8 protein-coding genes are annotated in these 13,739 nt (G+C 69.4%); 1 reads left to right on the top strand and 7 read right to left on the bottom strand.

Annotated features, from left to right (window positions below; genetic code table 11):
• Window positions 1-27: 27 nt before the first annotated feature.
• A complete protein-coding gene (locus tag V5740_RS11095; RefSeq protein ID WP_347302539.1) occupies window positions 28-501 on the bottom strand; it encodes a DUF2141 domain-containing protein in 474 nt (157 codons plus the stop codon).
• A complete protein-coding gene (locus V5740_RS11090) occupies window positions 486-1,211 on the bottom strand; it encodes a sterol desaturase family protein (RefSeq protein ID WP_347302538.1) in 726 nt (241 codons plus the stop codon). The genes V5740_RS11095 and V5740_RS11090 overlap by 16 nt, the downstream gene beginning before the upstream one ends.
• 206 nt (window positions 1,212-1,417) lie before the next feature.
• Between V5740_RS11090 and V5740_RS11085 the strand changes: the two genes are divergently transcribed.
• A complete protein-coding gene (locus V5740_RS11085) occupies window positions 1,418-5,929 on the top strand; it encodes a Calx-beta domain-containing protein (protein ID WP_347302537.1) in 4,512 nt (1,503 codons plus the stop codon).
• A 34-nt stretch (window positions 5,930-5,963) separates the two neighbouring features.
• On the opposite strand, the gene V5740_RS11080 is transcribed toward V5740_RS11085, so the two are convergent.
• The 5 genes from V5740_RS11080 to V5740_RS11060 form a co-directional block, all read right to left on the bottom strand.
• Window positions 5,964-7,022, bottom strand: coding sequence for an SMP-30/gluconolactonase/LRE family protein (locus tag V5740_RS11080; protein WP_347302536.1), 1,059 nt, complete (start codon window positions 7,020-7,022; stop codon window positions 5,964-5,966).
• Window positions 7,019-8,359: a gluconate:H+ symporter gene (locus V5740_RS11075; RefSeq protein ID WP_347302535.1), complete on the bottom strand. Its 1,341-nt coding sequence runs from the start codon at window positions 8,357-8,359 to the stop codon at window positions 7,019-7,021. Before V5740_RS11075 ends, V5740_RS11080 begins: the two co-directional genes overlap by 4 nt.
• A gap of 3 nt (window positions 8,360-8,362) precedes the next feature.
• Window positions 8,363-10,654, bottom strand: coding sequence for a glycoside hydrolase family 3 N-terminal domain-containing protein (locus V5740_RS11070; protein ID WP_347302534.1), 2,292 nt, complete (start codon window positions 10,652-10,654; stop codon window positions 8,363-8,365).
• Window positions 10,654-11,763 carry a Gfo/Idh/MocA family oxidoreductase gene (locus V5740_RS11065; RefSeq protein WP_347304509.1) on the bottom strand — a complete coding sequence of 370 codons (1,110 nt, stop codon included), beginning with the start codon at window positions 11,761-11,763 and terminating at the stop codon, window positions 10,654-10,656. Before V5740_RS11065 ends, V5740_RS11070 begins: the two co-directional genes overlap by 1 nt.
• Window positions 11,764-11,918: 155 nt before the next feature.
• Window positions 11,919-13,727: a long-chain fatty acid--CoA ligase gene (locus V5740_RS11060; RefSeq protein ID WP_347302533.1), complete on the bottom strand. Its 1,809-nt coding sequence runs from the start codon at window positions 13,725-13,727 to the stop codon at window positions 11,919-11,921.
• Window positions 13,728-13,739 lie beyond the last annotated feature (12 nt).

Below are 13,739 nucleotides of genomic sequence, written 5' to 3'. Positions count from 1 at the left end.
TGAAGGATCGGTAAAGAGCGGCCCTGCCTACAGCATGTAGCGCATGCGGATCGTCTGGCGCACCGGCTGCGCCCCGACGGTGAAGGCCGCGGCGTCGAACTTGGGCGGGCCCATCCGCACGGGTGCATCGTTGGAGAAGCCGTAGCCTTCGCGCGGGATCATGGAGATGGCGCGGTCGGCCTTGCCGTTGCCGTTCTCGTCATGCAGCAGCGCGATGGCGTAGGTGCCGGGGCGCACATCGGTGAAGGTGATGGTGACCGTCTCCGGCGCGCTGCCCGCAGGCACGTTGGCGCGGTACGATGCGGTATCACCGCGGCAGCGGGGGAACAGTCCCTCGTTCGTGGTCATGCAGGCCATCACCACGCCATCGTGGTTGCGCAGCGCGGTCACCGCCACCCGCACCGTGACGCCCCGCCCAGCGGCACGGACCGCGCCGACATCTGCCCCATCATCAGCCGGCGCGGCACCGCCGGTCCCCAGCCAGATCAGTGCGGCAGCCACCGCCGCGACAGGCCGCGATCCGTGCCGCACAGACGATCCCAGAATCGGAAATAGAGGCCGTAATTGCATTGGTACTCTTCATGATGCCGCTGGTGGTGGCTGGCCGTTATCAGCCATCCGCCCAACCGGGAGTGAACGAGCCAGCGTGGGAACAATTCCCACCCCATATGGTTGGTTACGCCCATAATCGTCATCGTCGTCAAGACCAGACCCAGCACGGCGAGGTGGATCGGCACGATGAACACCAGCACCGGGATCACCAGCGCTCCCGTCAGCGACTCGGTCCAGTGGAACGCCATCGCTGCCCACGCCGTCGGCGGACGGCTGGCGTGGTGCACCGCATGCATGGCCTTGAACAGCCGGGGCCGGTGCATCAGCCGGTGCGTCCAGTAGAACCAGGTGTCGTGCGCGAACAGGTACACGAACAGCGAGGCGGGCAACCACCACAGCGGCCACGCGTCGACATCGGCATAGATCCGCGTCCAGCCATGCTCCTGCCAGCCCCAGGCGACGATCCCCGCCGGCACGCCATAGACGAGGGCGGCCGACAGCGACCAGGCGATCTCCCGCCGGATCTGCGGCCCCAGCCCCTGGTACAGGCCCGGGCGGACTCGCCGGGTGGCAAGCGCGAAGGCGCCGCTGACCAGCAAATAACGCAGCGCCACGATGCCCACCATCGCCGCGGCCGACAGGATCAGCGCGGTCAGCATGGCCAGGCGGGGCAGGGGACGGCATCCATGGCCGCGCCATAGCAAAGGGGCGGGCGGCACGACAGGGGGCGTGCCGCGATCCGCCAGTTACGCAAAGTGTCGCATATCTTTCTTAATCCCTTTCTAACCATCTCGCCGGTTGCCGCGGCGCCGATTACCGTCCGCGCGCGAATCGCACTGCATGCCTTCCCGGGGGACGATTTCTCATGGCCTATCTCGATCTGCTCGCCGCCATCGGCGATCCGTCCATCGTCACCCTGCTGAGCCAGGATTTCAGCGGCTTTGCCGGCGCGGGGTTCGCGGCGGAGCCCGGCGCCGGGCAGCTGGACAGCGACACCTATCGCCTGATGGGGATGAGCGATGGTGATGGCGCGTTCGGCGGTACATTTGCAGGCGGCGACTTCGCGCGCGGCATCACGGCGGGCGGCGTCACGACAGGTGGCCTCTATGCGCTGGACCGTGGCGCGGGCGACACCGCACTGTGGATTCAGCCGGGCGGCACGGACTGGACGCCGGGCACCTTCACCATGGCGCTGGTCAACAGCGGCGCGGCGGGCACCAGCTTCGCCCTGTCGTACGACCTGCTGGTCCTGAACGATCAGGCACGGTCCAACAGCCTGTTCGTGGAGATTTCCGCCGACGGCACTAATTGGTCGAGGGCCAGCGCATTCGACTATGTCTCTCCCGAAGCGGCGGACGGCTTGGGCGTGCAGGCATTCGCCCGTTCCGGTACGCTGACCTTCGGCAGCACCATCGCGTCGGGCGCGACGTTCTACGTCCGCTTCGCCGGGGACGATGTCGGCGGCAGCGGCAGCCGGGACGAATTCGGCCTCGACAATATCGTGGTCACTACCGCCGCCGGCGGCGGCACGCCGGAACCCGCGGCGGGAACGCTGGCGATCGCCGATGCCTCCGTTGCGGAGGGCGATGCCGGTACCACCGCGATCAGCTTCACCGTCACTCGCAGCGGCGGCAGCGACGGGGCGGTCTCCGCCACTTGGACGCTCGGCCTAGGCACGACGGACGCGGCCGATTTCGCGGGCGGGCAGCCGCTGACCGGCACGGTGGCCTTCGCCGATGGCGCGACCAGCGCGACGATCACCTTGCAGATCGCCGGCGACACCGCTTTCGAGGCGGACGAGAGCTTCACCGTCACGCTGTCCGATCCGGTCGGTGGCGCCACGCTCGGCTCCGCGCAGGCAACCGGCACGATCACCAATGATGATATCGCGCCGCCGGCCACGCTCGCCAATATCTGGATCAACGAGCTGCATTACGACGACATCGGCACCGACATCGACGAGCTGGTGGAGATCGCCGGTATCGCGGGTACCGACCTGACCGGCTATACTGTGGTGTTCTACAACGGCAGCAACGGTGCCGATGCGGCGGTCAGCTACCGCACGCTGGCGCTCTCAGGCGTGATCGATGACGAGGGCGAGGGCTACGGCGCGCTGGCCTTCCCGCTGCCGGTCAACGCGATCCAGAACGGCGCCGCAGATGGCCTGGCGCTGATCGGGCCGGATGGCACCGTGCTGGAATTCCTGTCCTACGAAGGGGTCATCACCGCCGCCGACGGTCCGGCTGCCGGGCTCACCAGCATCGACATGGGCGTTGCCGAAGCGGGCGAGCCGGAGGGGCTGTCACTGCAGCGCACCGGGGCGGGCGCTGCCGGGGCCGATTTCGACTGGACCGGGCCGGTGACGGCCACCGCCGGATCGCTGAATGCCGGGCAGGACATCATCGGCGCGGGCGAGACCGGGCAGGTGCGCGTGGGTGATGCCAGCGTCACCGAAGGGGACAGCGGCACCAGCCTGCTACAGTTCACCGTCCGCCGCGCGGGCGGCCTGGGCGCGGAGGCGAGCGTCGACTGGCAGGTGGTGCTGGACGGCACCGCCGATGCCGCCGACCTGGCGCCGGGCGCCGTGCTGGCAGGCACCGTCAGCTTCGCCGCGGGCCAGACCAGCGCGCTCGTCACCGTGGAGATCGCGGGCGACATCGCGGGTGAGGGCAACGAGACGCTGAGCTTGGTGCTCGCCAACCCGCAGGGTGCCATAACCATCACCGACGGTTCCGCCATCGGCCTGATCGTCAATGACGATCCGCTGGCGCTGACCATCATGCAGATCCAGGGCGCCGGACACCGGTCAGAATATGCCGGGCAGGTCGTCACCACCACGGGCGTGGTCACGGCGGTCGCCGGCAACGGCTTCTACCTGCAGGATGCCACCGGTGACGGTGATGCCGCCACCAGCGACGCGGTGTTCGTGTTCACCGGCACTGCGCCCACCGTGGCGGTGGGCGACCGAGCCAACGTCGGCGGGCAGGTTGCGGAATATCAAGCTGCGCCGGGCGCACTCAGCCTGACGGAGATCGTCAATCCGACCGTCACCGTGGTGGAGAGCGGCGTTGCGCTGCCCGGCGCGGTGCTGATCGGCGCGAACGGCATCCTGCCGCCGAGCGAGGTGATCGACGATGATGGCCTGACCAGCTTCGACCCCACGACCGACGGCATCGATTTCTGGGAAGCGCTGGAAGGCATGCGCGTCACGGTAGAGACGCCGCAGGTGGTGGCCAGCACCAATGGCTTTGGCGAGACCGACGTGGTCGCCAGCCTGGGTCAGGGCGCGACCGGCCTAAACGATCGCGGCGGCATCACCATCTCCGACGGGGACTACAATCCGGAGAAGATCCAGCTGGAGGACGGGTTGTTGCCAGGCTTCGCGCCCGATTTCACCACCGGTGACCAGCTCGCCAATGTGACGGGCGTCGTGAACTACGCCTTCAACTATTACGAGGTGCAGGTGACGGAGGCGGTGACCGTCACGCGCGACACCACGCTCAACCGGGAGGTGACGGACCTCGTCGGTGATGCCGACAGCCTCACCTTCGCCAATTACAACATGGAGAACCTCGCCGCGACGGAGGAGAGCACGGACGGCACGCCCGACCGCTTCGACGCGCTGGCCGCGGATATCGTCAACAACCTGAAGAGCCCCGACATCATCGCCGCGCAGGAACTGCAGGACGCGGACGGCGCGGGGGCTGGCCCCAACCTGTCCGCTCAGGCGACAGCCGATGCGCTGATCCGCGCCATCCAGGATGCCGGTGGCCCGACCTACGCCTATGCGGAGATCGCGCCGACCGTGCCCGGCAGCACCGGGGGTGAACCCGGCGGCAACATCCGCAACGGATATTTCTACAATCCGGAACGGGTCACGCTGGTGGAAGGGAGCCTGCAGCTGATCGAGGATGCGGCCTTCAACGGCAGCCGCAACCCACTGGCGGCGACGTTCGACTTCTTCGGCCAGCAATTCACCGCCATCAACGTCCACTTCACGTCGCGCGGCGGCAGCAACCCGCTGTATGGCGACACGCAGCCGCCCGCCAATGGCGGGGAGGCGGCGCGTCTGGCGCAGGCGGCGGCGGTGAAGGCATGGGTCAACGACCGGCTCGCCACCGATCCCGACGGCGAATACGTGGTCGCGGGCGACTTCAACGGGTTCTATTTCGAGGCATTCCAGCAACAGCTGACCGACCCGGCGCAGGGCGGCGTGTTCACCAGCCTGCCCGAGGCGCTGCTCGCACCGGAGGAGGTCTATTCCTACCTGTTCGAGGGCAATTCCCAGTCGCTCGACAACCTGCTGGCAACCGGCGGGCTGTTCCAGAACGCGGAAGTCGACATCGTCCACATCAATGCCGAATTCAGCGATGCCCAGCGGGCGAGCGACCACGATCCGGTCGTGGCGCGCTTCAACTTCGACCTGCGCAATCAGGTGGTGGGCACGGACGGCAACGACGTGCTGACCGGGACGGATGGCGACGACGTGCTACAGGGTCTTGCCGGCAACGACCTGCTGTATGCCGGTCGCGGCAACAACACGCTGACAGGTGGCGCGGGTGCGGACACCTTCGTGGTCAGCGGGGCGTTCCTCAACGCCAGCTACGCCACGATCACCGATTGGGAGGATGGCGACAGCTTCCGGATCGACACGCTGGGCGGTGGCCGGGTGCGGTACGAGGAGGTTGAGGGCGACACGATCGTCTATGCCAACAACGTGGCCGTGGCGACGATCCTCGACACCGGCGTGTACGAGGTGCTGGCATCGCAGGAGTACGAGTTCCGCGTCTCCTCCATCGAGGTCGTGATCGACGGCGTGGCCGCCGGCTTCACCGCCTACGGCACCGCGCAGGCGGACACGCTGAACGCCCGTGCCGGGCAGTTCAACAACATCAGCGGGCTTGGTGGCGACGACATCATCAACGGCAAGAGCGGGCAGGACTTCCTGTTCGGCAATGCTGGTGACGATCTGCTGGACGGTGCCGGGGGCGACGATTCGCTGTTCGGCGGTGCCGGCAACGACATCCTGCTGGGCGGCAATGGCGCCGACACGCTGGAAGGCGGCAACGGCAACGACATCCTGGATGGCGGCCGCGGCAACGACATCCTGTCGGGCGGCAACGGGGCGGATACGTTCCGCTTCAGCGGCGCCAACCAGGGCATCGACCGGGTGCTGGACTTCGACGTGACGGAGGACAGCCTCGCCCTCGGCGTGCCCATGCGGCAGGTGACGTTCCAGGACAGCACCGAAGGCGCGCAGATGTTCTTCCGCGGCGAACTGGTCGCCGACTTCATCGGCGTCTCCGCCGCCGACATGATGGGCACGGTCGGCCAGACCGCGGCCATGGTGCAGATGCAAGACCTCGCCTGGGCCTGACAGGTAGGGTGGGGCGGCGGTCCGGCCGCCCCGCTCACCCCTTCAGCGCAATTCGCGCCAGGGTGGTGTGCGCCGTCAGGTACAGGCAGCGCCCGCCATCCTCCAACCGGCCGATCGCGCAATTGGCCACCGCGCTGCCCGTGCCGATGATGCCGAGCAGCCGGCCATCCGGCGTCAGCACATGCACCCCGCCCGGCCCGGTGGCGAACACCGTCCCGTCCGCCGCCACATCCATCCCGTCGGGCAGGCCCGGCCGTCCTTCGGCATGGAAGCGGGTCATGTCGTGGAACAGCCGCGCTGGGCCCGCCGGCATGCCGTCCGGACCCAGCGGGTAAGCCAGCACTTGCGGTCGCTGCTCGTCCGACAGGGCCAGGTACAGTGTGCGCTCGTCAGGCGACAGGCCGACACCGTTGGGACGGCGCTGCGTATCCAGCAGCCGTACCGTGCCGTCCGGTGCCCGCCGATACAGGCCGTTGCCCCCCACCTCCCGCAAGGGGGACTCGTCCGCCGCGGCGAAGCCGTAGGGCGGATCGGTGAAGTAGATCGCGCCGTCGCGCGCGATGGTGAGGTCGTTGGGGCTGTTGAACCGCCGCCCTTCGAACCGGTCGGCCAGCACGGTTCGCCCCAGCGTGGCAAGATCGATCGCCACGATCGCACGGGTGCCGCTGTCAGCGATCACCAGCCGGCCGGTGCCGTCGATCGCCATGCCGTTTGCCCCCGGCTCGCGGATCTCGGGCGGAACAGGCGTCTGCAGGCCGGACGGGCGGAGAAACTCCTCGACCTCCTCGCCCGGGCGGTAGCGGTACATGACATTGTTGCCGGGATCGTTGAACAGCAGGTAGCCGCCGACGGGCGACTGGTCCGCCACCCATGCCGGCCCCTCCGCCCAGGTGTAGTTGGTCGCCAGCACCTGCGCCCGCGCGGCGGGATCGATGATCGCGGGCAGGGCGGTGTCGAACATCTCGACCCCGCCCACCATTGCCGGCGGGGAAATGCGGCCGCGGACCTCCTGCAGGCGGGCACATCCGGCCAGCGGCAGCGCGGCGAGGCCGGCCAGCCCCACGCCTTTCAGCAACGTGCGGCGGCTGGTCATGCCCAGCGCCACAGCAGGGCGGCCATGGCGAACATGGAAAGGCCGGCGATCGTCGAACATAGCGTCCAGCTCCGGAAAGTCTGGGCCTCCGTCAGGCCCAGGAACTGCTTGACCAGCCAGAAGCCGGTGTCGTTGACATGGCTGGCGACCGAGGCGCCGCCGCCGATTGCCACCGTGACCAGCGCGACCTGCCCCGGCGTCAGCCCGGCGGCGGCGATCAGCGGGGCGGCAAGGCCGGCGGCGGTGACCATGGCCACCGTGGCCGACCCCTGCGCCACCCGCACGAAGGCGGCCAGCAGGAACGCGAAGACCAGCGCGCTGAGGTTGGCGGAGGCGACCAGCGCCGTGATTCGCTCTCCCGCGCCGGACTGGATCAGCACCTCCTTGTACGCCGCGCCCGCCCCGACGACGAGGACCATCAGCCCGGCGGGTTCCAGCGCGCGGGTCATAACGGTGGAGATCGTGGTCAGCGGCGCGCCCGCGACCAGCCGCAGCCAGAACCCGACGAAGCCGCAGGCCAGGATCAGCGCGGTGAATGGATGCCCGATGAAGCCTGTCGCGGATTTCAGCGCGCCATCGGGCAGTGCGCTGCCGCCCAGCGCGGCCAGCATGATCAGCGCGAGCGGCACCAGCATTCCCGCCAGCGCCGGGGCGAAGCCGATCGCCGCCAGACTGTGCGTCAATTCGTCGAATTGCGGCGGCGGCGCCTGGTCGCCGAAGCCCGGCGTCCCATGCGCCAGCAGCGCGAAGACCGGACCGGCGACGATTGCCGCAGGAATGCCGCAGAGAAGCCCATAGAAGGCGAGCAGGCCATAATCGGTGCCGATCAGCTCCGCCACGGCAACCGGGCCGGGATGCGGCGGCAGCAGCGCGTGCATGGTCATCAATGCGGCGAGCAGCGGCAGCGCGAAGAACGTCACCCGCCGCCCCGCGCGCAGCGACAGCGTGGTCAGCAGCGGGGCGAGCACGATGAAGGCGACGTCGAAGAACAGCGGCACGCCGACGATGATGCCGATCGCGGTCAGCGCCCATGGCGCGCGTTTCTCACCAAAGGCGGCGAGCAGCCGGTGGGCGAGGGCCGCGACCCCGCCGCTCGCCTCCAGCAAGCCGCCCAGCATGGCGCCGAGGCCGATCACCACCGCGACGAAGCCCAGCGCCTCCCCCGTGCCCTTGCGCACCGCCTCCAGCACCGCGCCCGGCTCTCCGCCCAGCACCAGACCGGTGCCGAGGGCGACGACCAGCAGCGCGATGAAGGCAGGCACCTTCAGCCGCAGCACCATCACGATCAGCGCGGCGATGCTGCCCGCGACGATCAGCAGGACGGGTCCGGTGCCCATGCGTCAGAGGATCTCGACCGGGGTGAACAGGGCGGCACCGGCGCCATCGTAAGCGGGCCAGTTGAACTCCCTGTCCACCGACAGCGCCCCCGTCAGGCGGATGTCCGCACTGGATGCGCCGATCATCACCTCGACCCGGCCCGCCGGGACACGCCATTGGTCATCCGCCCAGTGCGCGAAATGGTGGTTGCGCAGGATGAACGTCACCAGCCGCGTCGCACCCGGCGCGATCGTCAGGCGCGTGAAGCCGCGCAACTCGCGCGCCGGTCGGGCCAGCCCCGGCACGGCGACGCGCACATACAATTGCACCACCTCGTCACCCGCGACCGGGCCGGTATTGGTGATGGAGCAGCCGATGCGATGCCGGGCGCCGCCATCGATCCGGGTGATCGCCAGATCGGCGTATTCGAAGCTGGTGTAGCTAAGGCCGTGCCCGAACGGGAACAGCGGGCCGATGTCGGTGTCGTGGTACCGGGCGCTGTCCACCGACAGGTCCGGGTTCGCCGGGCGCCCCGTGGGCACATGGGCATAGAATTGCGGCACCTGCCCGCTGGTGCGTGGCATGCCCATCGGCAGGCGCCCGCCGGGATTGACCTCCCCCCGCAGCACGGCGGCGATCGCCGCCCCCGCCTCGTTGCCGCCGAACCACGTCTCCACCACGGCGGGGACGTCGGCCAGCGCCGATTCCAGCGCCAGCGGGCGGCCGTTCATCAGCACCGCGACGATCGGCTTGCCGGTGGCCTTCAGCGCATCAAGCAGCGTCATCTGCGCACCCGGCAGGGTGATGTCGGCGCGGCTGCGCGCCTCGCCCGAATGGTCCCAGTCCTCCCCCAGAGCCAGCACGACCACGTCGGCGCCTTCCGCCGCGGCGATGGCGGCGGGTATGCCCGACACGTCTTCACCGCGCGGTGCCACGCCGGGGGCGTAGGTGACATCGCCCAGCGCGGCCCGCAGCGTGACCGAATCCTCCGGCACGCCACGCGCCTTCCACGATCCAATGGTGCTGCGCGCATCGTCCGCCAGTGCGCCGATCAGCGCCACCCGTTGCGCAGGCCGCAGCGGCAGCACGCCGCCTTCGTTGCGCAGCAGCACGATCGATTGCTCCGCTGCTCGCCGTGCCCGCGCGCGATGGTCCGCGCTGCCCAGCACGGTCCGTTCCCGCTCGGGGTCGCCGAAGCGGTAAGGATCGTCGAACAGGCCGAGCTTGGTCTTGGTGGTCAGGATGCGCTGCACCGCCTCGTCCACCAGCGGCAGCAGAGTGGGATCGGCCGCCACCGCCGGGGCCAGGTATTCGGCATAGGTGTCGCTGGTCATGTCCATGTCGACACTTGCGCGCAGGGCCAGCGCGGCCGCCTCCGCCGGGGTGCTGGCGGCACCGTGGTCGATCAGTTCCCGGATCGCGTTCCAATCGCTGACGACCAGTCCCTGATAATGCCATTGATCGCGCAGGATGCCGCGCACCAGGTCGGCATTGCCGGTCGTGGGAACGCCCGCCAGATCGTTGAAGGCGGTCATCATCGTGCCCGCCCGCGCCCGCGCGGCGGCGTGGAAGGGTTGCAGGTAGACCTCGCGCAGGGTGCGTTCGGACAGGTCGGCGGTGTCGTAGTCGCGCCCGCCCATGCCCGCCCCGTAGGCGCCAAGGTGCTTCACGCAGGCGAGCACCGCATCTTCGCCGAGATCGGTACCGCGCCCCTCAAACCCGCGGACCTGCGCCACCGCCATGGTCGCGCCCAGATGCGGGTCCTCCCCCGCGCCTTCCACCACGCGGCCCCAGCGCGCGTCACGGGCGATGTCGATCATCGGGGCGAAGGTCCAGTGCAGGCCGCTGACCGACGCCTCCACCGCCGCGACCCGCGCCGCGTCCTCGGCAACCGCGGGATCGAAGCTGGCCGCCAGCGCCAGCGGCACGGGGAAGATGGTGCGATAACCGTGGACCACGTCCATGGCGAACAGCAGGGGAATGCCGTGGCGCGATTCCTCCACCGCCACACGCTGCAACTCGCGCAGCGGCTCCGCCCCCGCGACATGCAGGAACGATCCGATGCGCCCGGCGCGCACCCGGTCCAGCGCGGCGGAGTCCAGCCGGCTGTTCAGCGCCACCTGCCGCCCGCCCGCGACCTGCACCATCTGGCCGATCTTCTCGTCCAGCGTCATGGCGGCGATCAGGCGGTCGATCCGTCTCTGATCCGCCGCCGGCAGCGGTGTGGGTACGGATGCCAGCGCCGGGAAGCGCGCAGCCACGGCCAGCAGCGTGCCGGCGACCAGCACCTCCCGGCGGCGCAACTCGACCGGCATCAGGCGGTCAGCTTGATCGCGCGCCCTTCCCGGGCGGACTGGTAGATCGCCTCGATCAAGCGCATGTCACGCAGGCCCTCCTCGCCCGATGCGCGCGGCTCCGTCCCGGCCATGATCGCCTCGGGAAGATGGTCCAGCTGCGCCACGAACTGGTTCTTGGCCGGGGTCGGCAGGCGCACCTGCTGCGTCTCCCCATCGCGGTGCACCCACATCTGGTGCCCGGTGTAGGACGTTGCCGGCTCCGCCCGCAGCCAGCCACCCTGCCCATGCACGCGGTAGGCGTTGTGGTTGGAATTGTACGAACTAACGCAGCTCGCCAGCGCGCCGCCGGGGAAGCGCAGATGGAAGTCGATCCGGTCCTCCACCGTGGCGAAGCGCGGGTCGGACTTGTCGGTCTGCTCCATCGCGCTGACCTCCACCGGCTCCTCCCCCGCCAGGTAGCGGGCGGCGTTGAGCGCGTAGATGCCGATATCCATCAGCGACCCGCCGCCCGATAGCGGCCGGTGGAGCCGCCACTGGTTCGGCTGCGCGTAGAAGCCGTGTTCGGAGGTGATGATGCGCGTGGGGCCGAGCACGCCCGATCGCGCCACCTCCATCGCGTGCAGGTTGTACGGCTCGAAATGAGAGCGGTAGCCGATCATCAGCTTGGTCCCCGCCTGCCGGCACGCGGCGATCATCGCCTCCGCCTCCGCCGCGCTGACCGCCATCGGCTTCTCGCACATCACATGCTTGCCCGCCTGCGCCGCGCGGATCGAATATTCGGCGTGCATCGAGTTGGGCAGGATGACGTAAACGATGTCGATGTCGGGATTGTCACGGATGCGGTCGAACTGGGCGTAGCTGTAGCGGTGCGTCGCCGGGATGCCGTATTCGCTGCCGTAGCGTTCCAGCTTCTCCGGCGTGCCGCTGACCAGCGCGGTCAGCCGGGCATGTTCGCATTCGGCGAGGCGCGGCATGATCTGGTTGGTGGCGTAGGAGCCGAGCCCGACCACGGCATAACCGAACCTGCGCGTGGGCTCCGCCGCGCGCGCCCGGCCCCACAGCGTGCCTGCCGCCAGCGTCGCACCCATTCCGGCCAGCACCAGCCGGCGATCCGCCTGTCCCGTCATCCCCATCTCCGCTCCGTTCGGCCGGCCTGTGCGGCCGGTCCAGTGGTGGTAACGGTATCAGCTTCGCTTAGTCATGCAAGCGTTTGCAGGACCATGCCGGAAGGCAGGTGATTCAATCGTACCGATGGTGGCGGTTCGCCCGGTAGGGCGAGGGTTCAGCCCCCGCGGTACAGGGCCGACAGTCGGCCCTCGTATCGCGCGCGGATCATGTGGCGGCGAATCTTCATGCTGGGGGTCATCTCGCCATTGGCGATGGCGAACGGCTCGTCCGCCACGGCGAAGCGGCGCACGCGCTCGATCACGCCAAGGCGGGCGTTCACCCGCTCCACCGCGACGTCCAGCACGCTGCGGATCGCCTCCGGCTCCGTGATGCCGCGTTCCGCCAGCCAGTCGGCGTCGGGCACCAGCAGCGCCACCATGTACGGGCGCCGGTCGCCGTACAGCATCGCCTGCGCGATCTCCGGCTGCAGCGTCAGCATGCCTTCAACCCGCTGCGGCGCGACATTGTCGCCCTTGTCGTTGACGATCAGGTCCTTCTTGCGGTCGGTGATGAGGATACGGCCGGCATCGTCGAAATGGCCTATGTCGCCGGTGTGCAGCCAGCCATCGACCAGCGCCCGCGCGGTCTCCTCCGCATTGTTCCAGTAGCCGGTCATCACCAGTTCCCCGCGGACCAGCAGCTCGCCATCATCGGCGACGCGCACCTCCACGCCGGGCAGCGGCGGGCCCACCGTCTCCATGGCAATGCCGGCGCTGGGATAGTTGCAGGCTATGACCGGGGCCGCCTCCGTCTGGCCATATCCCTGCAGGATCGTGATGCCGAGCGACTGGAAGAAGCGCCCGACCTCCGGGTTCAGGGGCGCGCCGCCCGATACCAGCGCCTTGATCCGCCCACCGAACCGCGCGCGTACCTTGGGCCTGAGCGTGCGTTCCAGCACCATATCCAGCAGCCGGTCGCCGAAGCGGTACTGCCCGGCGGCGCGCCGTTCGCCCAGCGCGATCGCCTGCGCCATCAGCCGCTGCGCCATGCGCCCCTGCGCCGCCACCTGCTTCACCATGCGGGCGCGCAGCACCTCGAACAGGCGGGGCACCACCACCATCAGCGTGGGGCTTGCCTCCGCCATGTTGGCGGCGAGCTTCTCCAGGCTTTCGGCATACCAGATCTGCGCACCCAGGCCGATCGGCAGCCATTGCCCGGCGGTATGTTCGTATGCGTGGCTCAGCGGCAGGAACGAGAGGAACCGGTCCGGTCCCGTCCCGTAATCGCCGATCAGCACCTCGCCCGCACCGGCGACATTGGCCATGATCGCACCATGCGACAGCATCACCCCGCGCGGCAGCCCGCCGGTGCCGCTGGTGTAGATGATGCAGGCGAGGTCGCCGCGCGTCACGCCCGACTGGCGCAGTTCGGCGGCGGTTCGCGCGGCCTTCGCCGCATGCTCGTCCGGTTCGGCCCCGCCCGTCAGCTCGTCCCAGCGATGGGCCGGGCAGGGGAGGTCGGCAGCGGCGGGCAGGTCGCCGTCCATCACGATCAGGTGCTCCGCCCCGCCGGTTTGCCGCATCGCGTCCAGCAAAGGCGGCAGCAGCTTGCCGCCGCTGACGATCACCGCCCGCGCGCCGCTGTCGGCCAGGACATGCGCGTGATCGGCGGCGGTGTTGGTGGTGTAGGCGGGCACGGTGACGAGGCCGGCGGCCATGATCGCGACGTCGGCGATGCACCATTCCGGCCGGTTTTCCGCCACCAGCAGAACACGGTCGCCGCTGTCGAGGCCGAGGTCGCGCAGCGCTTGCGCCAGCAGGCAGGCGCGATCGGCGGCCTGTCGCCAGCTCACCGCCTGCCAGGCGCCGGCGCGCTTGCGTGACAGGAACGGCTGTTCCCCGCCGGCGTCGGCGCGATCCAGGAACAGCCGCACCAGGCTGCTGGCGGCGGCAAAGTCGGCGATATCCACCCGGCGTCCCTTCATCCTGCGGCCCGA

Origin of the sequence: Croceibacterium sp. TMG7-5b_MA50 (assembly GCF_039830145.1) — a bacterium.
Classification (GTDB): domain Bacteria; phylum Pseudomonadota; class Alphaproteobacteria; order Sphingomonadales; family Sphingomonadaceae; genus Croceibacterium.
Note: the sequence above shows the minus strand (reverse complement) of the source record. Positions and strands in the feature narration are given on the sequence as shown.

What these genes read in the sequence shown, in the direction of transcription:
- V5740_RS11090 (WP_347302538.1), bottom strand. Translation starts at nt 1,211, where the DNA reads ATGCTGACCGCGCTGATCCTGTCGGCCGCGGCGATGGTGGGCATCGTG.
- V5740_RS11085 (WP_347302537.1), top strand. Translation starts at nt 1,418, where the DNA reads ATGGCCTATCTCGATCTGCTCGCCGCCATCGGCGATCCGTCCATCGTC.
- V5740_RS11080 (WP_347302536.1), bottom strand. Translation starts at nt 7,022, where the DNA reads ATGACCAGCCGCCGCACGTTGCTGAAAGGCGTGGGGCTGGCCGGCCTC.
- V5740_RS11075 (WP_347302535.1), bottom strand. Translation starts at nt 8,359, where the DNA reads ATGGGCACCGGACCCGTCCTGCTGATCGTCGCGGGCAGCATCGCCGCG.
- V5740_RS11070 (WP_347302534.1), bottom strand. Translation starts at nt 10,654, where the DNA reads ATGCCGGTCGAGTTGCGCCGCCGGGAGGTGCTGGTCGCCGGCACGCTG.
- V5740_RS11065 (WP_347304509.1), bottom strand. Translation starts at nt 11,763, where the DNA reads ATGACGGGACAGGCGGATCGCCGGCTGGTGCTGGCCGGAATGGGTGCG.
- V5740_RS11060 (WP_347302533.1), bottom strand. Translation starts at nt 13,727, where the DNA reads ATGAAGGGACGCCGGGTGGATATCGCCGACTTTGCCGCCGCCAGCAGC.